This window comes from Kribbella aluminosa, assembly GCF_017876295.1.
Taxonomy (GTDB): domain Bacteria; phylum Actinomycetota; class Actinomycetes; order Propionibacteriales; family Kribbellaceae; genus Kribbella; species Kribbella aluminosa.
Genome location: NZ_JAGINT010000001.1, coordinates 807,689 through 827,816 on the forward strand (window position 1 = coordinate 807,689; position 20,128 = coordinate 827,816).

Consider the following 20,128-nt stretch of genomic DNA (forward strand, 5'->3'; position numbering starts at 1 on the left):
TGAATGCCTCCCAAGAGCCGCACGGCGGCCGGCGCGAAGAAGGTGCGCCGCAAGGAGAAGAAGAACGTGGCCGCCGGCCACGCGCACATCAAGAGCACGTTCAACAACACGATCGTGACGATCACCGACCCGACCGGCGCGGTCATCTCGTGGGCCTCCGCGGGCACCGTCGGCTTCAAGGGTTCGCGCAAGTCGACCCCGTTCGCCGCGCAGATGGCCGCCGAGGCCGCTGGGCGCCGGGCGATGGAGCACGGCATGCGCAAGATCGACGTGTTCGTCAAGGGTCCCGGCTCCGGCCGTGAGACCGCGATTCGTTCGCTGGGTGCGGTCGGCCTCGAGGTCGGCACCATCCAGGACGTCACCCCAGTCGCCCACAACGGTTGCCGCCCGCCGAAGCGGCGCCGGGTCTGATCCAGAGAGGTAGGTAGCGAACCATGGCCCGTTACACCGGACCTATGACCAAGAAGTCGCGCCGTCTCGGGGTCGACCTCGTCGGTGGCGACAAGGCGTTCGAGCGTCGTCCGTACCCGCCGGGTATGCACGGCCGCGGCCGCCCGAAGGAGAGCGAGTACCTGCTCCAGCTGCGCGAGAAGCAGAAGGCGCGTTACTCGTACGGCGTTCTCGAGAAGCAGTTCCGCCGGTACTACGAGGAGGCCTCGCGGCGCTCCGGCAAGACCGGTGACAACCTGCTGCAGATCCTGGAGTCCCGGCTGGACAACGTGGTGTACCGCTCCGGTCTCGCCCGTACCCGCCGCCAGGCCCGCCAGCTCGTCGTGCACGGTCACTTCACCGTGAACGGCGTCAAGGTGAACATCCCGTCGTACCGTGTCTCCGCCCACGACATCATCGATGTCAAGGGGAAGTCGGTCGAGACGACGCCGTTCATCATCGCCCGCGAGACGCACGCCGAGCGTGTCGTCCCGGCGTGGCTCGAGGTGATGCCCGAGCGGCTGCGGATCCTCGTCCACCAGCTGCCGACCCGGCAGCAGATCGACACCCAGGTCGCCGAGCACCTGATCGTCGAGCTCTACTCGAAGAACTGACCCGGTGCCGGCCGGCGGTCCACGGACCGCCGGCCGGTCCGGTGCGTTCTTCACCACTCGCGGCCTCAAATAGTGGTCGTCGCGACGAAAGAAGGAACCAGAAGTGCTTATCGCACAGCGCCCATCCCTGACCGAAGAGGTCGTCGACGAGTACCGCTCGCGGTTCGTGATCGAGCCGCTGGAGCCGGGCTTCGGTTACACCCTCGGTAACTCGATCCGCCGGACCCTGCTGTCCTCCATCCCGGGGGCGGCGGTCACCAGCATCAAGATCGACGGTGTCCTGCACGAGTTCTCCACCGTGGCCGGGGTGAAGGAAGACGCCACCCAGCTGATCCTGAACCTGAAGGACCTGGTGGTCTCCTCCGAGCACGACGAGCCGGTCACCATGTACCTGCGCAAGCAGGGCCCCGGTGACGTCACCGCCGCCGACATCGCGCCGCCGGCCGGTGTCGAGGTGCACAACCCGGACCTGAAGATCGCCACCCTGAACGAGAAGGGCCGGCTCGAGATGGAGCTGGTCGTCGAGCGCGGCCGCGGCTACGTGTCCGCCGTACAGAACAAGTCCGCGGACGCCGAGATCGGCCGGATGCCGGTCGACTCGATCTACTCGCCGGTCCTCAAGGTCACCTACAAGGTCGAGGCCACCCGGGTCGAGCAGCGCACCGACTTCGACCGCCTGGTGGTCGACGTCGAGACCAAGCCGTCGATGCTGCCCCGCGACGCCGTCGCGTCGGCCGGTAAGACCCTGGTCGAGCTGTTCGGGCTGGCCCGCGAGCTGAACGTCGAGGCCGAGGGCATCGACATCGGCCCGTCGCCGGTCGACGAGCAGATGGCCGCCGATCTGGCGCTGCCGGTCGAGGACCTGCAGCTGACCGTCCGGTCGTACAACTGCCTGAAGCGCGAGGGCATCCACACCGTGGGTGAGCTGATCTCGCGCAGCGAGCAGGACCTGCTGGACATCCGGAACTTCGGCTCCAAGTCCATCGACGAGGTCAAGCTGAAGCTGGCCGAGATGGGCCTGTCGCTGAAGGACTCCCCGCCCGGGTTCGACCTCCGCGCCGCGTCCGGTGCCTACGGCAACGAGGCGGACGACGAGGACGAGAGCTTCGCCGAGACCGAGCAGTACTGAGCCGACCTTGCACCCGTCGGGCCCTACATCCCTTCGGCCCGACGGGCCTTAGATTCCTGGAGTTACGAGATGCCAACCCCCACCAAGGGTGCCCGCCTGGGCGGCAGCCCGGCGCACGAGAAGCTGATCCTCAGCAACCTCGCGACGTCGCTGTTCGAGCACGGCGCGATCACCACCACCGCGGCCAAGGCCAAGCGCCTGCAGCCGCTGGCGGAGCAGATGATCACCAAGGCCAAGCGCGGTGACCTGAACTCGCGCCGCCAGGTGATGAAGCGGATCAAGGACAAGAGCATCGTGCACGTGCTCTTCACCGAGATCGGCGAGCGGTACGCCGACCGTCCGGGCGGCTACACCCGGATCACCAAGCTGGGCCCGCGCAAGGGCGACAACGCCCCGATGGTGAAGATCGAGCTGGTCGAGGCGCTGTCCGACTCGCCGAAGGCGAAGAAGACCGACGCCAAGAAGGCCCCGGCGAAGAAGGCCGCCGCTGCCGAGACCAAGGTCGAGGACAAGGTCGAGGACGCTCCGGCGGAGGACGCCAAGGTCCAGGACGTCGTGGCCGGCAAGTACGACAACTCCGCTGCCCCGAACGCCGACGGCTCCGCGCCGGAGGGCTACACGGTCAAGGGCAACGAGGACTCGATGAAGTACCACACCACCGAGTCGCCGTGGTACGACAAGACCGTCGCCGAGGTCTGGTTCAAGACCGCCGAGGACGCCGAGGCGGCTGGTTTCGCCAAGGCCGGCGGTTCGGACGCCGACGACAAGTAAGTCTGCTGACGAGGCCCCCGCACCGGACGGTGCGGGGGCCTCGTTGCGTTAGATTGGCGTGTGCGCTGGCGGATTGATCTTCGGTACGACGGAGCGGCCTTTCACGGGTGGGCCCGTCAGGAGGATCTCCGTACCGTGCAGGGCGAGCTGGAGGAGGCGCTGCGCGTCGTACTGCGCTTGCCGGAGTCGCCGACCGTGACCTGTGCCGGGCGGACGGACACCGGCGTACACGCGCGCGGGCAGGTCACTCACGTGGACCTGGAAGGCCCTGTGGATCCGCTACGGCTCCTCAGGGGGCTGAACGGCGTACTCCCCGCGGACGTGGCTGTTACAGCCCTGACGGCGGCTCCAGAGGGTTTTGACGCCCGGTTCTCGGCGCTGGCCAGGCGGTACGTGTACCGGCTGTGCGACGACCCTGCCGGCTGGGACCCGCTGACGCGGGGTCATGTGCTGCGGGTGGGACGGCCGATGGACGTGGACCGTATGAACGCTGCCGCGACCAGGCTGCTCGGAGAGCACGACTTTGCCGCGTTCTGCAAGAAGCGGGAGGGCGCCAGCACCGTCCGGGCGTTGCTGGAGTTCTCGTGGCGGCGGACGGGTCCTGGGCTGCTGGAGGGCACTGTGATCGCGGACGCGTTCTGCCACTCGATGGTGCGCGCACTTGTGGGTTCCATGCTCCCCGTGGGGGACGGGCGGCGGGAGGTGGCGTGGCCGGGCGCAGTACTGGCCGGCAAGGTGCGGGACTCCGCTGTGTCCGTGCTGCCGGCGCACGGGTTGACGCTGGAGGAAGTGCGTTACCCGGCGGACGACGAGCTGGCCGCGCGGGCGTTGCAGGCGCGGCAGGTGCGAGGAGAGGTACATCAGCGTGGGTGACCACTTCTTTTCGGCGGAGCCCCAGTCGGCCGACGTACGGCGTACCGTCGAGGCCAGGATCTGGGACAAGCCGTATGTGTTCACAACGGCGACCGGGGTGTTCTCCCGGGACCGGTTGGACATCGGTACGTCGGTTCTGTTGCGTTCGGTGGACGCGCCTACGGGGCCGGGGACGTTCCTGGACCTGGGGTGTGGGTACGGGCCGATCGCTTGTGCGCTGGCGGTGGAGGCACCGGAGGCGACCGTGTGGGCGGTCGACGTGAACAACCGCGCGCTGGAGCTCGCCGAGCTGAACGCGAAGGCCGCTGGGGTCGGGGACCGGGTACGTGCCGCGTTGCCGGACGACGTACCCGATGACGTGCGGTTCGACCAGCTCTGGTCGAATCCGGCGATCCACATCGGCAAGGCCGAGCTGCACAAAATGCTGCTGCACTGGCTCGGCCGGCTTGCCCCCGGCGGCGTGGGATGGTTCGTCGTCGGCAAGAACCTGGGCGGCGACTCCCTGCAACGCTGGATGACCGATCAGGGCTACCCGTGCACCCGGGTCGCCAGCGCCAAGGGTTTCCGGGTCCTGCGTGCAACGAACGCGGGTCCGGCACCGTCCTGAGGACATGGAGGCAGCCTTGGCGGCAGCGGAGGTGCGGGTCGAACCGGTCGACTTCGAGGTGTGGGTCACCGCCAAGGCCGACGCGTTGCTGCGGTTCGCCTATGTGCTGACCGGAGACGCCAACCTGGCCGAGGATGCCGTACAGGATGCGCTGACGACCGCCTGCGCGCGCTGGGGGCGGGTGAGTCGTGCGGACGACCCCGAGGCGTACGTGAAGCGGATGGTGGTGAACGCGCACATCTCCTGGTGGCGGCGGTTCCGGCGGCGGGAGGCTCCTGTCGACGACCCGGTGCGGACGGCCCGTGCGGTTCCGGACGGTACGGCGCAGCGGGCGGAGGCGGACGCCATCTGGGACCTGTGTGCGACCTTGCCGGACAAGCAGCGGGCTGCCGTCGTACTGCGGTTCTACGAGGAGCTGTCGTACGCCGAGATCGCCCAGCTGCTGCACTGTGCGGAAGCAACGGCACGGTCGCACGTACATCGAGCCCTGGCCGCTCTGAAGACCACACTGGGCCAGCAGGAGAGCACGGAAGGAGCCGAGGATGCCTGAGCACGACCCTGAGCAAGAGCTCGGCCCCAAGATCACTTCGGCGCTACAGGACCACGCTGGTCTCACAGGCACCCAGAAGACCGGGCTGGCACGTGAGGCGCGTCGCCGCGTGCACAGGCGTCGGCAGACGTGGTCGGTGGCCGCTGGTGCGGTGCTGGTTGCTGCGGTGGCAGGTGGTGTGTGGGGGGTCGTGGGTAACGAGTCCCCGGTTTCTTCCAGTCACAGCGATGCTGGCTTGGCTCCTGCTGCCGGTACGGCGCAGGGCAGCAACGGAATCGCCGAGCCGAAGGTAGCCGGCGTCGGCTGCCCGTCGGTGCCTGCCATCCAGCGGGCTGGCGGGCCGAACGCGTTGCCGGCTGGTACCGGTCTTGACGTGAGTACGCCGGTCACGGGCTTGAAGGCATGCCGCTACAAGATGTCCGACGGCACATTGCTCGGGCAGCAGGTGTTTGACGCCACCGTGGCGCAGCAGGTGGTCGACGCGATCAAGGTCCTCCCGGAGCGCAACCCGGCGCTCCCGGTCTTCAAGTGCGCCCCCCAGACCGCGAAGCCGGCCGAGGCGATCGTCCTGCGCTTCGACACGGCGGACGGCGTACGAGAGATCTGGGTCGAGTACGACGGCTGCATGTCACCCGGCTTCTTCACCGGCACGCACACGTACGGCCTGTACGCCGCTCCCTTGAAGCTGTTCATGACCGGCGAGGTCCGCCCGTCCGGCAGCACCTACCTGAACGCCCTGCAAGGCTGGTAGTCAGTCGAGCTCGTTGGTGGTCCTGTCCGGCCGAGCCAGCGGCCGGACATTGTCGGGCCGCTCGCCCGTCCCCTTGTACACACCAGGACGGTCGGCGTCGGTGTGAACGCCCAGGAACTCCCGGAGCTTGGCGATCTCCGCGGCGGTCGGCGCATTCGCCTGTCTCATGGCACCGTCCGCCTGCTGCCCGTCCATCCGCACCTGTTCCTCACCTAGGCCCGCCCCGATCATAGGGACACCTCAGGTCCGCAACCCCCACCTACCGCGCAGGCGCACCACCCGTACGTCGACTCCCGGCCCGCCATCCCTCCCGAGCCGCGGCCGAACCCCGCCCACCCACACCAACCCCCGAAGTACGCGCCGACAATAACGGTTCGCCCGGATCAGGGCGGGCCGTCAGACTGGGGGAATGGGTCACGTGGATGTCGCCGGGGTCGGGTACGAGTTGCCGGACGGGCGGGTGTTGCTGGACGACATCACGTTTCGGGTGGGGGACGGGGCGAAGGTCGCGCTGGTCGGGGCGAACGGGTCGGGCAAGACCACGCTCACGCGGATCATCGCTGGTGACCTGAAACCGCACAGTGGCAGCATCGCGCGGTCCGGTGGGCTGGGGGTGATGCGGCAGTTCGTCGGCTCCGTGCGGGACGAGTCGACGGTTCGGGACCTGTTGCTGGGGGTCGCGCCGCAGGCGATTCGGGAGGCGGCGGCCAAGCTGGACAAGGCCGAGCTGGCGATGATGGAGGCCGACGACGAGAAGACCCAGCTCAGGTACGCGCAGGCGGTGGCGGACTGGGGGGAGGTCGGTGGGTACGACGCCGAGGTGCTCTGGGACGTCTGTACGACGGCCGCGCTGGGTATCCCGTTCGACCGGTGCCGCTGGCGTGCGGTGAAGACGTTGTCCGGTGGTGAGCAGAAGCGCCTGGTCCTGGAGGCGTTGCTGCGCGGGCCGGAGCAGGTGCTGATGCTGGACGAGCCGGACAACTACCTCGACGTACCAGGGAAGCGGTGGCTGGAAGAGCAGCTGCGTACCTCTGACAAGACCGTGCTGTTCATCAGCCACGACCGGGAGCTGCTGGCCAACACCGCTACCCGCATCGTGACGGTGGAGCTCGGCGCGGCCGGCAACAACGCGTGGACGCACGGTGGGGGCTTCGCGACGTACCACGAGGCTCGGCAGCACCGGTTCGAGCGCTTCGAGGAGCTACGGAAGCGCTGGGACGAGGAGCACGCGAAGCTGCGCGCACAGATGCTGATGTACAAGCAGAAGGCGGCGTACAACTCCGACATGGCGTCGCGGTACCGGGCCTCGCAGACACGGCTGCGCAAGTTCGAAGAGGCTGGTCCGCCGCAGGCGCTGCCGCGCGAGCAGAAGGTCAGCATGCGCCTCACCGGCGGCCGTACCGGTAAGCGGGCGGTCGTGTGCACAGCACTCGAGCTGACCGGGCTGATGAAGCCCTTCGACCTGGAGGTCTGGTACGGCGAGCGTGTGGCCGTGCTGGGGTCGAACGGCTCCGGGAAGTCGCACTTCCTCCGGCTGCTCGCTACTGGCGGCTCTGACCCGGACGTGGAGCACCAGCCGATCGGCGCCACCCAAGAATTGCAGAGCCCGATCGCGCCTGTGGCGCACGCGGGCAAGGCGAAGCTCGGTGCGCGCGTAAGGCCCGGCTGGTTCGCGCAGACGCACGAGCACCCGGAGCTCCTCGGTAGGACCTTGCTGGAGATCCTGCACCGTGGCGACGACCACCGTGACGGCATGGGGCGCGAGTTAGCCTCACGGAAGCTGGACAGGTACGAGCTGGCGCATGCGGCCGAGCAGACCTTCGACAGCCTGTCAGGTGGTCAGCAGGCCCGTTTCCAGATCCTCATGCTCGAGCTGTCCGGTGCAACCCTGCTCCTGCTCGACGAGCCCACCGACAACCTGGACGTCGAGTCCGCCGAGGCCCTGGAGGAGGGCCTGGACTCTTTTGACGGCACGGTCCTCGCCGTCACCCACGACCGCTGGTTCGCCCGCGGCTTCGACCGCTACCTCGTCTTCGGCGCCGACGGCTCCGTCTACGAACCGGCCGAGCCCGTCTGGGACGAAGGCCGCGTCGACCGGGCCCGCTAGGGCTGGAGGCACCAGCCGTCGCGGTAGGCGGCCCCAGTGGGCGGCGTTGTTCTCCCAGTACGCCGGGAGTCCCATCAGCAGGTCCGTGTCGGCGGAGTGATCTCCAGCGCCAGCTGGGTACGACATCACGGCGAGCTGGTTGACGCGCTCGGCGACCTGGCGGAAGTAGTCCTCCCGAGCGGTACGACGACCAGCAGGACGACCGTGAGCCGGCGCCGGCGGGACCAGGATCGCCGGCGGCGTCTCACCCGCGCGGCTTCAGACCGTCGTACACGATCCCCAGCATCCGGTCCCGTACGTCGGGTTCGAGGCCGGCCGCGGTGGCACCGCGGGACGCGCCGATCAGCAGCGCGTAGACCTCGGCGAACCGGACGTCCGGACGGACCGCGCCGGTCTTCTGCGCCGCGGTGAGCAGCCCGTCGAACGCCTCCCGCATCCCGCGCCCGGCCGCCCGCGCCTCCTCGCCGGCTGCCGCCCCGGACGCGGTCAGCGCCTCGGCGATCGCCAGCTTCGACGCCGACTCCGAGACCACCTGGGTGAAGAACTCGTAGAACGCCGCGCCCGGATCCGCGCTGCCGGCCAGCTGCAGCGCCCGGTCCCGGAGCCGCTCCAGGCGCAGCGTCAGGACCGCCTCGAGCAGCTCGGTCTTGGTCGCGAAGTGCCGGAACACGGTGGCGATCCCGACCCCGGCCAGCTTCGCCACGTCGTCCGTGGACGCTCCCGGCGACCGCCCGAAGACGTCGTCCGCCGCCGTCATGATCCTGGCCCGGTTGTCCCGCGCGTCTGCCCGCACCCCAGCTCCCCTCCGTCGCCCCTCCGAAGCCATCAGCCTAGAAGACGCCGGGAACCCTGATCCGGTTGTAAACGAAGTTACAACTCCATATATTCGATAGTCAGTACTCCGTTTAACTCCTGTGAGGATTCCGATGACTCCTGAAGAGGTCTTCCTGAAGCTGGTCCAAGGCGTCGCCGACCGCGACTTCGCCGCACTGCCGGAGCTGTACGCCGAGCAGACCGACGTCCGGCACCCGATGCACCCGTACGGCGACCGCCCGCTGCTCAGCCGGGACGCGCTCCGCGAGCACTTCGGCGGCGTCGGTCCGCGGGTCACCGAGGTGGTGCGCTTCCAGCCGGACAACATCCGCGTGCACCGGACGACCGACCCGGAGGTGATCGTCGCCGAGTTCGAGTACGCCGGGACGATTCTCGCCACCGGCGAGCCGTTCCGGGTGCCGGCGATCTTCGTCCTCCGGGTCCGCGACGGGCTCATCGTGGAGTCCCGGGACTACATCGACCACCTGGCGATGATCCGCGCCCGCGGCCAGGTCGACGAACTGGTCGCCCAGCTGATGGAACCGGCGGGCGCCGAGGCCGCGTCCTAGTCCGCAGAGGCGCCGGATGGCCCCGGACCGAGGCACCAAACCCCGCCCGGGGCCATCTCCAATTTCAGTACTCCAACCGCCGGCGCCCAGCCTCACCCGCGCCCGGCGAGTGCAGTGGGGGAGCGGGTCAGCGGTCGCCCATCGGGACGTACTGGGCGCCGCGTTCGCCGGTGTAGATCTGCTTCGGGCGGGCGATCTTCTGGTCGCTGTCGCCGAGCATCTCCAGCCATTGTGCCAGCCAGCCGGACGTCCGCGGGATCGCGAACAGCACGGTGAACATCTCCGGCGGGAACTGCAGCGCCTCGTAGATCAGGCCCGAGTAGAAGTCGACGTTCGGGTAGAGCTTGCGGGACACGAAGTACTCGTCCTCCAGCGCGATCTTCTCCAGCTCGACGGCGATCTTCAGCAGCGGGTTGATCCCGGTCACCTCGAACACGTCGTCGGCGGCCCTTCTTGATGATCTTCGCCCGCGGGTCGTAGTTCTTGTAGACCCGGTGGCCGAAGCCCATCAGCCGCTCTTCGCCGTTCTTCACGCCCTCGATGAACGCCGGCACGTTGTCGACGGTGCCGATCCGGCGGAGCATCTTCAGCACCGCCTCGTTGGCGCCGCCGTGCAGCGGTCCGTAAAGGGCGGCGATGCCGCCGGTGACCGCGCTGTACGGGTCGACCTGCGTCGAGCCGATCGCGCGAACCGCGTTGGTGGACGCGTTCTGCTCGTGGTCGGCGTGCAGGATGAACAGGATCTCCAGGGCCCGCACCAGCCGGTCGTCGGCGGCGTACTTCGGCTCGCTCATCTTGAACAGCATCGACAAGAAGTTGGCCGCGTAGCTGAGCTCGTTGTCCGGGTAGACGTACGGCTTGCCCTGCGCGTGCCGGAACGCGAACGCGCCCAGCGTCGGCATCTTCGCGATCAGCCGGCGGATCTGCAGCGCCCGCGACTCCTCGTTGAAGATCTCCCGCGACTCCGGGTAGAACGTGGACAGCGCGCCCACCGAGGCGAGCAGCATGCCCATCGGGTGCGCGTCGTACCGGAAGCCCTGCATGAAGGTCTTCAGGTTCTCGTGCACGAACGTGTGATACGTCACGTCGTGCGCCCAGGCCTCGTACTCCGCCTTGTTCGGCAGCGAGCCGTTCACCAGCAGGTACGCGACCTCGAGGTAGTTCGACTGCTCGGCGAGCTGCTCGATCGGGTACCCGCGGTACTCGAGGATGCCCTTGTCGCCGTCGATGAACGTGACGGAGGAACGGGTGGAGGCGGTGTTGACGAACCCCGGGTCGTAGGTGGCCAGGCCACCGTCGCCGTCGGTTGCACTGATCTGCTTGAGATCTGCGGCACGGATGGTGCCATCGGTGATGGCAAGGTCGAAGTCCTTGCCGGTCCGGTTGTCCCGGACGGTGAGCGACTGTTCGGTCACGATGCCCTCTTCGGAAGCTGGCGTCATCGCCTGGTTGAATGAGGGTAGATCAGCCGGCGGGACGCGGGTCTGGACTGCAATCTTCACCGCTAAACTAGTGCGGTCCTCAGCTCGTTCCAAGCCGGGGTCGGTTCGGCGGCGTTGGCTCACTTTGACCGCTGCGTGCCGTCGCCGGTATTCTGGGCTGCTGTTGTGCGTTTCAGGTCCAGTACAGGCTCATGTCTTGTCGGCCGACCGCTCGCCGACGTCCAGTTCTGTTCAACCTCTGAGAAACGAAGGTCAACGACCGTGCGCACGTACAGCCCGAAGCCTGCTGACGTCACCCGTGAGTGGCACGTGATCGACGCCACCGACGTCACGCTCGGTCGGCTCGCCGTCCAGATCGCAACCCTGCTGCGCGGCAAGCACAAGCCGACGTTCGCCCCGCATGTGGACGGTGGGGACTTCGTCGTCGTCGTCAACGCCTCCAAGGTGGCGCTGTCCGGCACCAAGCGGACCGACAAGCTTGCCTACCGCCACTCGGGTCACCCGGGTGGTCTGACCGCCACGCCGATCGGCGAGATCCTCGACAAGGACCCGCGCAAGGCCGTGGAGAAGGCCGTCTGGGGCATGCTCCCGAAGAACCGCCTGAGCCGGAAGCTGCTCACCAAGCTGAAGGTGTACGCCGGCCCGGAGCACCCGCACACGGCCCAGCAGCCGAAGCCGTTCGAGATCACCCAGATCGCCCAGTAAGCGATCGACGAACCAGGTAAACGAGGATTCACAGCGTGAGCGACATCACCACCGAGACCGAAGAGCTCGACACCGAGGTCCCCATCGACACCGAGGGCCCGGTCGCCTACACCTCCGAGACCAACCCGGCTCCGGAGCAGCGCGCCGAGACGGGTCGGGTCGCGGTCATCAACCCGGCCGGCGCCACTGGTCGCCGCAAGGAGGCCGTCGCCCGCGTGCGGATCGTCCCGGGCACCGGCAAGTGGAAGATCAACGGCAAGGACCTTGACGTCTACTTCCCGAACAAGGTGCACCAGCAGCACGTGAACGAGCCGTTCGTCGTCGCAGGCCTCGAGGGCTCGTACGACGTGATCGCCCGGATCAACGGCGGCGGCATCACCGGCCAGGCCGGTGCGCTGCAGCTCGGCGTGGCCCGCTGCCTGAACGCGGCGGACCTCGAGGCCAACCGCCCGGGTCTGAAGAAGGCCGGTCTGCTCACCCGCGACGCGCGGATCAAGGAGCGCAAGAAGGCCGGTCTCAAGAAGGCCCGTAAGGCGCCTCAGTACAGCAAGCGCTGATCACCTGATGGGGCGTTTGTTCGGCACGGACGGATTCCGTGGCCTGGCGAACGTGGACCTGACCGCGGAGCTGGCGCTCGACCTCTCGGTCGCGGCAGCTCACGTACTCGGCGAGGCCGGTGCCTTCGAAGGGCACCGGCCACGCGCCGTTGTGGGCCGGGATCCGCGTGCCAGTGGTGAGTTCCTGGAAGCCGCCGTGGTGGCCGGTCTGGCCAGCGCCGGCGTCGACGTCGTCCGGCTCGGCGTGCTGCCGACCCCGGCCGTCGCGTACCTGACCGGCTCGACCGGCGCCGACCTCGGCGTGATGCTGTCCGCCAGCCACAACCCGATGCCGGACAACGGCATCAAGTTCCTGGCCCGCGGTGGGATCAAGCTCGACGACGCGATCGAGGACGCCATCGAGGCCCAGATGGGCGAGGAGTGGCAGCGCCCGACCGGCGCGGACGTCGGCCGGGTGAACGACGACGGCCAGGGCTTCGGGACGTACGTCGCGCACCTGGTCCGCTCGGCGCCGAACCGGTTCGACGGGCTGAAGGTCGTCATCGACTGCGCGAACGGCGCCGCCTCGGAGACCGCTCCGGAGGCGCTCCGCCGGCTGGGCGCCGAGGTGATCACGGTCGGCGCCGCGCCGGACGGCCTGAACATCAACCTGAACTGCGGATCCACGCACATCGAGGGTCTGCAGCGCGAGGTGGTCGGGCACCGCGCCGACGTCGGCATCGCGCTCGACGGCGACGCCGACCGCTGCCTGGCGGTGGACGCGAACGGCGAGCTCGTCGACGGCGACCAGATCCTCGCCGTCCTGGCGCTGGCGATGCGGGACAGCGGCCGGCTGTCGAACGACACCGTGGTCGCGACCGTGATGAGCAACCTGGGCTTCGTCCAGGCGATGGTCCGGGAGCGGATCGCGGTCGAGCAGACCAAGGTCGGCGACCGGTACGTCCTGGAGGCGATGAAGGCCGGCGGCCACAAGCTCGGCGGCGAACAGTCCGGCCACGTCATCCTCTCCGACCACGCCACCACCGGCGACGGCACCCTCACGGCGATCAACCTGCTCGCCCGAGTAGCCCAAACCGGCAAGAGCCTGGCGGACCTGGCCGGGGCCATGACCCGCCTCCCCCAGGTCCTCGTCAACGTCAAGAACGTCGACAAAACCCGCGCCGGCACCGACCCGGCCGTCCAGATCGCCGTCACCGAGGCAACCACCCGCCTGGGAGACACCGGCCGAGTCCTGCTCCGCCCCTCCGGCACCGAGCCACTCGTCCGGGTCATGGTCGAAGCCGAGTCCTCGGACACCGCCCACGAAATCGCCCACACCCTGGCCGACGTGGTCGCCTCTTCCCTGAAGCTCTGAAATACACCAAGTGCGCCGGATCTCACCGGCGCACTTGCTGTTACGGCTGGCAGAGAGCCCGGGACTCAGGCCGCCTTTGCGGAATTTCTTCGTCGCCGGTTGCAGGATTTGTTCCGGTGAACCGCCCCTCCGGCTGGCGTTTTGCTCACGGCCGGAGTTCGGCGAGCCGCCGCTCAGGTGCTGGCGCGGCTTCGGCGAGCAGCTTCGTGTACTCGTGCTGAGGGTTCAGGATCACGGCGTCGGCGGGGCCTTGTTCGACCACCTGGCCGTCGTACAGGACCATGATTTCGTCGCTGAAGTGGCGGGCGGTGGCCAGGTCGTGGGTGATGTACAGGACGCCTAGGTTTTCCTCGCGTTGGAGGTTCGCGAGGAGGTTGAGGACTCCTAGGCGGATGGATACGTCCAGCATCGAGACCGGTTCGTCGGCGACGAGGATTGCTGGTTCCGGGGCGAGGGCTCGTGCGATTGCTACTCGTTGGCGTTGGCCGCCGGAGAGTTCGTGGGGCTTGCGGTGGGCGTAGTCCTCGTCGAGGCGGACTCGGCGGAGTAGTTCGAGGACGCGCTCGCCGACCTGGTCCTGGTTGAAGCCGGGGTGGTGGAGCTTCACGGGCCGGGCGAGGTGGTGGGCGATCGAGTGGTACGGGTTCAGCGAGGCGAAGGGGTCCTGGAAGACCATCTGGACGGCTTTGCGGTACGTCGCTGCCGCCGCGCCGCGGTACCGCATCGGCTTGCCGTCGACCAGGATCTGGCCGGAAGTCGGCCGCTCGAGCTGGAGGAGGAGCTTGGCGATCGTGGACTTGCCGGAGCCGGACTGGCCGACCAGCGCGATCGTCCGGCCGGGCTGCAGTTCGAAGCTGACCTGGTCGACCGCGCGCAGGCGTGTTGTCCGCAGCCCGTTGCGCAGCCGGTACTCCTTCACCACCTCACGCATCTCGAGCACACTCACACCTGCACCTCGCTTCGCTCGGCTCCGGTGCCGGCTGTTGATCGCTCGCTCACAGCGCCTCCTGGTCGGTCTCGTCCAGAGCGAGCTCGCCGCTGCGGACGAAGCTGCCGCGTTCGCCGGTGAGGCTGGGGAACGACGACAGCAATCGCTTCGTGTACGGGTGTTTGGGCTTCGTGTAGAGCGTGAGCGCGTCGTCGAGCTCGACGATCAGGCCGGCCCGCATCACCGCGATCCGGTCGCTGATCTCCAGCAGCAGCGGAAGGTCGTGGGTGATGAAGACGACCGCGAACCCGAGCTCGGACCGCAGCCGGGTGATCTCGCGGAGGATCTCCCGCTGTACGACGACGTCCAGGGCGGTGGTCGGCTCATCCATGATCAGTACCTGCGGTTCGAGCGCGAGCGCCATCGCGATCATCACGCGTTGCCGCATGCCGCCGGACAGCTCGTGCGGGTACGCGCGGAGCCGGTCGCGGTCGACGCCGACCAGTTCGAGGAGTTCGCCGCAGCGCTCCCGGCGGTCGGCCTTGCCGAGCTCCGGCCGGTGTGTGATGAAGACGTCCTCGAGCTGTTCGGAGATCCGCAGTACCGGGTTGAGCGAGTTCATCGCGCCCTGGAAGACCATCGCGATCTTGTCCCAGCGGAACGCGCGCAGGTCGTCGCCGGTCAGCGCCGACAGGTCGATGTCGTACCCCTCCCGGGACGAGAACAGCACCCGTCCGCCGGTGATCCGCGCCGGCGGCTTGAGCAGCCGGGTGATCGCGTACGCGAGGGTCGACTTTCCGCAACCGCTTTCCCCCGCGAGGCCGAGGATCTCGCCGCGCTCCAGGGTCAGCGACACGTCCCGGACGGCGTGCACGGTGGTCTCGGCCAGGTAGTCGATGCTCAGGTCCTCGATACTCAGGACCGCGTTCATGCCGGCACGCTCCACTGGTTGCGTTCGGCCCGGGTCTGCGAGCGCAGTTTCGGGTTGATGATCTCGTCGATCGAGAAGTTGATCAGCGACAGCGCCGCGCCGAACAGCGCGATCGCCAGCCCCGGCGGCGCGAACCACCACCAGGCGCCGAGCCGGAGCGCCAGCCCGTTCTGGGCGTAGAACAGCATCGTGCCCCAGGTGAACGAGCCGGACGCGCCGAGCCCGAGGAAGGACAGCCCGGCCTCGCCGAGGATGGCGAAGATCACCGCGAACACCACCTGTGAGGCGAGCAGCGGGACCAGGTTCGGCAGGATCTCGACCAGCAGGATCCGCCAGCGTTTCTCGCCGCCGATCCGTGCCGCCAGCACGTAGTCGCGGCTGCGCACGCTGAGCGTGAACCCGCGCAGTACCCGGGCGGACCCGGCCCAGCTGGTGATCGCGAGTACGGCGGCCACCAGCCAGATCGACTTGTTCGGTACGTAGCTGGAGATCACGATCACCAGCGGCAGCCCGGGGATCACCAGCATGATGTTGGTGAGCAGCGAGAACGCCTCGTCCGTCCAGCCGCCGACGAACGCGCCGACGACGCCGAAGAACGAGGACAGCAGCAGCGTGATCGCACCGACCACGACGCCGATGATCAGCGAGCCGCGGGTGGCGTACGCGAGCTGGGCGAAGACGTCCTGCCCGCTCTGCGTCGTACCGAGCAGGAAACCGTTCCCCGGCCCGGTCAGCCCGATGTCGCGGACCGTCGACGGATTGCCGACCAGCAGCGGGCCGAGCACGCCGAACAGGATGATCAGCCCGGCGATGCCCAGACCGACCGCCAGCTTGAGGGTCATCGGAGGCAGCCGGCGCCGGGACGGGGTCGCGACGGCGACCGCCCCTTCAGTAGTGACAGTCATGGAGCCCTTCCTCAGGACCGCGCACGCGTGCGGGGGTCGATGACGCCGTACAGGAGGTCGACGAGCAGGTTCGCGCCGAGGACGGCGAGCGTGATGATCAGGAAGACGCCCTGCATCAGCGCGTAGTCGTTGTTGCCGACGGCAAGCAGCAGCGCGGACCCGATCCCCGGGTAGGAGAACACCGCCTCGGTCACGATCGACCCGGCGACCACGAACCCGAGCGAGATCGCGAATCCGGAAACCGACGGCAGAATCGCGTTCCGGGCGACGTACCGGGACCGGATCCGGCGAGGCGTCAGGCCCTTCGCCTCCGCGGTCACGACGAAGTCCTCGGACAACGTCGAGACCATCATGTTCCGCATCCCGAGCATCCAGCCGCCGATCGACGAGATGACGATCGTCAGCGCGGGCAGCGCGCCGTGGTAGAGCACCGACTGCAGGAACGGCAGGCTCCAGCTGGGCGTCACGGAGTACACGTCGTACCCGCCGCTCAGCGGGAAGACCGGCCAGGTGCTGGCGAGCAGGAAGAGCAGTAACAGCGCCAGCCAGAAGTACGGGACCGACTGCAGCATCGTGGTGAACGGGATCAGGTTGTCGATCCAGGATCCGCGCCGCCAGCCGGCCGCGCGGCCGAGCAGGATCCCGATCGCGAACGAGATCACGGTCGCGATCCCGATCAGCCCGACGGTCCAGGGCAGCGTCTGCCCGATCACCTGGGAGACCGGCGCCGGGAAGTACGCGATCGACGTACCGAGGTCGCCGGTGACCAGGTGGTGCAGATAACGCCAGTACTGCGTCCAGAGGGACGAGCTGGTGTCCGTGCCGAGCAGCGCCTGGATCGCCGCCCGGGTCGTCGGCGTGACCGGGCCTTTCGTCGCGAGCTTGGACAGCATCAGGTCGACCGGATTCCCCGGCATCAGCCGGGGAATCAGGAAGTTCAGCGTCAGCGCCGCCCACAGCGCGACCACGTAGAAGGCGAGTTTCCGCAGCAGATAGCGCACGGCCGCGCCTCAGCCGGCGGCGGGCTTGATCGTCTTGAGGACGATGCCGGCGTCCCACGCCTTCCAGGCCGCGGGCAGAACGTACAGGTTGTCCTTGGTCGGCCAGCCGGTCGCGCGGGAGGTGTTGAACTCGGTGAGCATCGAGTTCACGTACACCGGGATGTACGGCAGCTGATCCGCGACGATGCCCTGGATCTTCGCGTACGCCGCCTTCTGCGCGGCCTGGTCCGTGGTCCCCGCGGCCGCCGTGAGAGCGGCGTCGACGGCCGGGTTCGAGAACCGGGACTGGTTACCGGCCGAGGCGCTCTTGCCGACCGGCGCGGTGTTCGTGGTGGCGAGCTTGCTGTCGTAGGTGAAGTACGGGTTCGTGGACGCACCGAGGCCGACCGAGTCCAGCGACAGCTGGAACTTGCCGTTGGTCTGCGCGGCGTTCCACTCGTTCCAGGACACCTGGCTGGGCTTGAGCTCGATGCCGATCGCGGCGAGCTGCTGCTTGAGGGTGTCGTTGATCAGGATGTAGTCGCTCCACCCGGTGACGGTCTGCACGGTCAGCGAGAGGCGTTTTCCGTCCTTCGTCCGTACGCCGTCACCGCCCTTCGTCCAGCCGGCCGCGTCGAGGGCCTTGTTCGCCGCGTCGGTGTCGGCGCTCTGCGGGAGCTTCGCCGTACCGGCGTCCGCGATCCAGTTGTCGTCGCGGCCCGGGAGCAGCATCGTCGGCGACCCGACACCCGCGACACCACCGCCGGCCAGCTTCGCCAGCTGCTCGCGGTTCATCGCCAGCGAGATCGCCTTGCGTACGGCGGGATCCGTCTGCGGGCCGGTGCAGCCGAGGGCGGGGTTCGAGCAGGTCACGATGACGGTCGTCATCACGGGCGTGTTCACGTAGGTCAGGTTCTTGCCGGACTTCATGATGTTGTCGATGCCCGGCAGGTACGCGCTAGCCCAGTCGACCTTGCCCGCGACGAGTGCGGCGCTCGCGGCGTCCGCGGACGTGACCGGGAGGTACCGCACCTCCTTGATGGTCGGCTTGCCCGCTTCCCAGTACTGGTCGTTCTTGGTCAGTACGAAGCTCTGCGGCGTGTAGGACTTCACCTTGAACGGGCCGGTGCCCACCGGGTCCTTGTTGAGGTTCGTCGTCGGGTCCAAGATGTCCTTCCAGATGTGCTCGGGCACGATCGCCTGGTTGGCGAGCACGGCCGGCTCCTGCATCAGGGACTTGGACTTGAAGGTCAGTACGGCGGTGTCGTCGGAGGTCGCCTTCGCGATGGCGGCGAGCCCGGACGGGTTCAGGGCGGGCGTCTTCGCGACCAGGTTGAACGTGAAAGCTACATCCTTCGCGGTGAACGGCTGGCCGTCGTTCCACTTCACGTCGTGCCGGGTCTTGATGGTGAGCTCGGTACCGGCGGCGTTCCAGGAGAAGCCCGACGCGAGGACGGGCGTCGGCTCCGACTGCTTCGCGAAGTTGTACCAGTACAGGGGCTCGTAGATGACGCCTAGCGTCGGCTGCAGCGCCGTACTGCTGAACGGGTTGAAGTTCTCGGTAGTGATGTCGCCGGCCGCGACCGTGATCGAGGCGTCCTTGGCGGCGCCCTGGTTGCCGGTGGCGGCGCCGTTGCAGGCGGCGAGCAGCAGGGCGGCGACGGTCGCGACGGCAGCGGCGCTCACCAGGCGCCGTCCGCGGGTACCTCTCGTCGGGTTCCGGAGCATTGATCGATTCCTTTCCAACGCGGTCTTCGAACGCGTCACCCGGCACCCGCCAGGGAAGCTGGCCGTAACTTAGTTCGCCTAACAAAGAAGGCGCAAGAGGTCAGTGCGGTAACGATTCGGACAGCCCGGGCTGCGGAAGGTGACCGGCTACGCGGAGATCGCGCGCCCGGAGCGGAGCATCATCAGCGCGGCGCCGATCGCGGCCGCGTCGTGACCGCGCTCGTCCAGCACCACCTCGGTGTTCACGGCCCGCCCGAACGCGGAGCTCATGATCCGGTCCTGGATGATCGGCAGGTAGATCGTCCCGGCGACGGCGAACGCCGGCCCGGTCAGCACCAGCAGCTGGACGTCGTACATGTTGGTGATCGTCTGCGCGCCGAGCGCCAGCCAGGACGCCGAGTCCTTGAGGATCGCCTCGGCCCGCGAGTCCCCGGTCAGCGCCAGCCGGGCGATGGCGGCGAACGCCGCGACCCCGGTACGTCGCTGTGAGCCGAGGTCGAGGCCTGCGGCCCGCGCCTTCGCGACGACCGTGGCGGGACCGGCGATCGCCTCCAGGCAGCCGGTACTCCCGCACCAGCACCGCGGGCCGCCGATCTGCACGCAGACGTGGCCGACCTCGCCGGCGTTGCCGTGCGCGCCCTGGTAGACGTGGCCGTTCAGCCGCAGACCCGAGCCGATGCCCTCGCTCATGAACAGCCCGGCCATCACCGACACGTCGTGGCTGGTGGTGAGCCGGGTGCCCGCGGCGGCCGCGGTCGCGTCGTTCTCGAGCAGCGCCGGCAGACCGAGCCGTTCCTCGAGGCGCTGGTGGATCGGGAAGCCGATCCAGTTCGCCATGCTCGGCGGGGCCGAGGTGACGCCGAGGTTGCGGATCAGCGGGCCGGGGCAGACGAACCCGAGCCCGAGGATCAGGCCCGGGTCGACGCCCGCGCGCTCGATCAGCTCGGTGGTCTCGGTGCCGATCCGTTCCACCACCTGCGCCGGGTCGCTCTCGTCGCCGGGCCCGTCCCGCCGCCAGCGCGCCAGTACCCCGCCGGCGTAGTCGACCAGCACGTACGTCAGGCTGTCCGGGCTCAGGTGGACGCCGACGACGTACCGGGCGGCGGCGCGGATCCGCAGCAGCGTGCGAGGCTTGCCGCCGGTGGACGAGCCGCGGCCGGCCTCGTCGACCAGGCCGTCGTCGATCAGCCGCCGGACCAGCGTGGTGACCGAAGGGGCGGTGAGGCCGGTGATCTGGGTGAGTTCCACCCTGCTGACCGTGCCCGCGGAGCGGATGCTGTCCACGATGAGGGCACGGCTGTTCGTCGGTGCCGGGTCGTAGCCCGGCGATCGCGACGCGTCGCTGACCTGCTGCATCGGAACATCCGCAATCTGTCGAGTTTGTT

21 protein-coding genes and 1 pseudogene are annotated in these 20,128 nt (G+C 68.5%); 13 read left to right on the forward strand and 9 right to left on the reverse strand.

The window, feature by feature from the left end; all coding sequences use genetic code 11:
* Positions 1 to 3: 3 nt before the first annotated feature.
* The 8 genes from rpsK (at position 4) to JOF29_RS04035 (ending at position 5,724) form a co-directional block, all read left to right on the forward strand.
* Complete coding sequence (gene rpsK / locus JOF29_RS04000; protein WP_131286332.1) at positions 4 to 411, forward strand: 30S ribosomal protein S11; 408 nt, start codon at positions 4 to 6, stop codon at positions 409 to 411.
* A gap of 23 nt (positions 412 to 434) precedes the next feature.
* Positions 435 to 1,043, forward strand: a complete 609-nt coding sequence (gene rpsD / locus JOF29_RS04005) for a 30S ribosomal protein S4 (RefSeq protein ID WP_209692860.1) — start codon at positions 435 to 437, stop codon at positions 1,041 to 1,043.
* Positions 1,044 to 1,146: 103 nt separating this feature from the next.
* Complete coding sequence (locus tag JOF29_RS04010; protein ID WP_209692861.1) at positions 1,147 to 2,172, forward strand: DNA-directed RNA polymerase subunit alpha; 1,026 nt, start codon at positions 1,147 to 1,149, stop codon at positions 2,170 to 2,172.
* A gap of 69 nt (positions 2,173 to 2,241) precedes the next feature.
* A complete protein-coding gene (gene rplQ, locus JOF29_RS45875; RefSeq protein WP_209692862.1) occupies positions 2,242 to 2,943 on the forward strand; it encodes a 50S ribosomal protein L17, sunset domain variant in 702 nt (233 codons plus the stop codon).
* 60 nt (positions 2,944 to 3,003) lie between these two features.
* Entirely contained in the window at positions 3,004 to 3,816 is an 813-nt protein-coding gene (truA, locus tag JOF29_RS04020) for a tRNA pseudouridine(38-40) synthase TruA (RefSeq protein ID WP_209692863.1), read from the forward strand.
* Positions 3,809 to 4,423, forward strand: a complete 615-nt coding sequence (locus tag JOF29_RS04025) for a class I SAM-dependent methyltransferase (RefSeq protein ID WP_209692864.1) — start codon at positions 3,809 to 3,811, stop codon at positions 4,421 to 4,423. Before truA ends, JOF29_RS04025 begins: the two co-directional genes overlap by 8 nt.
* A gap of 16 nt (positions 4,424 to 4,439) precedes the next feature.
* Complete coding sequence (locus JOF29_RS04030; RefSeq protein WP_245357434.1) at positions 4,440 to 4,973, forward strand: SigE family RNA polymerase sigma factor; 534 nt, start codon at positions 4,440 to 4,442, stop codon at positions 4,971 to 4,973.
* Between the two features lie 235 nt (positions 4,974 to 5,208).
* A complete protein-coding gene (locus tag JOF29_RS04035) occupies positions 5,209 to 5,724 on the forward strand; it encodes a hypothetical protein (RefSeq protein ID WP_245357435.1) in 516 nt (171 codons plus the stop codon).
* Here JOF29_RS04035 and JOF29_RS04040 read toward each other — a convergent pair whose 3' ends face one another.
* Positions 5,725 to 5,955, reverse strand: coding sequence for a hypothetical protein (locus JOF29_RS04040; protein WP_209692867.1), 231 nt, complete (start codon positions 5,953 to 5,955; stop codon positions 5,725 to 5,727).
* A 178-nt stretch (positions 5,956 to 6,133) separates the two neighbouring features.
* Between JOF29_RS04040 and JOF29_RS04045 the strand changes: the two genes are divergently transcribed.
* Positions 6,134 to 7,831, forward strand: a complete 1,698-nt coding sequence (locus JOF29_RS04045) for an ABC-F family ATP-binding cassette domain-containing protein (RefSeq protein ID WP_209692868.1) — start codon at positions 6,134 to 6,136, stop codon at positions 7,829 to 7,831.
* Between the two features lie 244 nt (positions 7,832 to 8,075).
* Here JOF29_RS04045 and JOF29_RS04050 read toward each other — a convergent pair whose 3' ends face one another.
* Positions 8,076 to 8,624 (reverse strand): TetR/AcrR family transcriptional regulator, encoded by a 549-nt coding sequence (locus JOF29_RS04050; protein WP_307863135.1) that lies wholly within the window; start codon positions 8,622 to 8,624, stop codon positions 8,076 to 8,078.
* Between the two features lie 133 nt (positions 8,625 to 8,757).
* Between JOF29_RS04050 and JOF29_RS04055 the strand changes: the two genes are divergently transcribed.
* On the forward strand, positions 8,758 to 9,213 hold the full coding sequence (locus JOF29_RS04055) for a nuclear transport factor 2 family protein (RefSeq protein WP_209692870.1): 456 nt from the start codon (positions 8,758 to 8,760) through the stop codon (positions 9,211 to 9,213).
* A gap of 127 nt (positions 9,214 to 9,340) precedes the next feature.
* Here the strand turns inward: JOF29_RS04055 and JOF29_RS04060 are convergent.
* Positions 9,341 to 10,655 (reverse strand): annotated as a pseudogene (locus JOF29_RS04060) (citrate synthase).
* A gap of 261 nt (positions 10,656 to 10,916) precedes the next feature.
* Here JOF29_RS04060 and rplM point away from each other — a divergent pair.
* Genes rplM through glmM form a run of 3 tightly spaced genes read left to right on the forward strand, consistent with a single transcriptional unit; the run spans position 10,917 to position 13,271 of the window.
* Positions 10,917 to 11,360 carry a 50S ribosomal protein L13 gene (gene rplM, locus JOF29_RS04065; protein ID WP_131286311.1) on the forward strand — a complete coding sequence of 148 codons (444 nt, stop codon included), beginning with the start codon at positions 10,917 to 10,919 and terminating at the stop codon, positions 11,358 to 11,360.
* A 35-nt stretch (positions 11,361 to 11,395) separates the two neighbouring features.
* The gene (gene rpsI, locus JOF29_RS04070; protein WP_209692871.1) at positions 11,396 to 11,917 is read left to right on the forward strand and encodes a 30S ribosomal protein S9; all 522 of its coding nucleotides are present in this window, start codon (positions 11,396 to 11,398) and stop codon (positions 11,915 to 11,917) included.
* Between the two features lie 7 nt (positions 11,918 to 11,924).
* Positions 11,925 to 13,271: a phosphoglucosamine mutase gene (glmM, locus tag JOF29_RS04075; RefSeq protein WP_209692872.1), complete on the forward strand. Its 1,347-nt coding sequence runs from the start codon at positions 11,925 to 11,927 to the stop codon at positions 13,269 to 13,271.
* 145 nt (positions 13,272 to 13,416) lie between these two features.
* Here glmM and JOF29_RS04080 read toward each other — a convergent pair whose 3' ends face one another.
* The 6 genes from JOF29_RS04080 to JOF29_RS04105 all read right to left on the reverse strand — a co-directional run bounded on the left by JOF29_RS04080 (position 13,417) and on the right by JOF29_RS04105 (position 20,099).
* Positions 13,417 to 14,217, reverse strand: a complete 801-nt coding sequence (locus JOF29_RS04080) for an ABC transporter ATP-binding protein (RefSeq protein ID WP_209692873.1) — start codon at positions 14,215 to 14,217, stop codon at positions 13,417 to 13,419.
* A gap of 49 nt (positions 14,218 to 14,266) precedes the next feature.
* Complete coding sequence (locus JOF29_RS04085; RefSeq protein ID WP_209692874.1) at positions 14,267 to 15,130, reverse strand: ABC transporter ATP-binding protein; 864 nt, start codon at positions 15,128 to 15,130, stop codon at positions 14,267 to 14,269.
* Positions 15,127 to 16,035, reverse strand: coding sequence for an ABC transporter permease (locus JOF29_RS04090; RefSeq protein ID WP_245357436.1), 909 nt, complete (start codon positions 16,033 to 16,035; stop codon positions 15,127 to 15,129). Before JOF29_RS04090 ends, JOF29_RS04085 begins: the two co-directional genes overlap by 4 nt.
* Before the next feature lie 11 nt (positions 16,036 to 16,046).
* Positions 16,047 to 17,036, reverse strand: coding sequence for an ABC transporter permease (locus JOF29_RS04095; RefSeq protein ID WP_209692875.1), 990 nt, complete (start codon positions 17,034 to 17,036; stop codon positions 16,047 to 16,049).
* A gap of 9 nt (positions 17,037 to 17,045) precedes the next feature.
* Positions 17,046 to 18,701 carry an ABC transporter substrate-binding protein gene (locus tag JOF29_RS04100; protein ID WP_307863138.1) on the reverse strand — a complete coding sequence of 552 codons (1,656 nt, stop codon included), beginning with the start codon at positions 18,699 to 18,701 and terminating at the stop codon, positions 17,046 to 17,048.
* A 189-nt stretch (positions 18,702 to 18,890) separates the two neighbouring features.
* Positions 18,891 to 20,099, reverse strand: a complete 1,209-nt coding sequence (locus tag JOF29_RS04105; RefSeq protein ID WP_209692877.1) for an ROK family transcriptional regulator — start codon at positions 20,097 to 20,099, stop codon at positions 18,891 to 18,893.
* Positions 20,100 to 20,128: the final 29 nt, after the last annotated feature.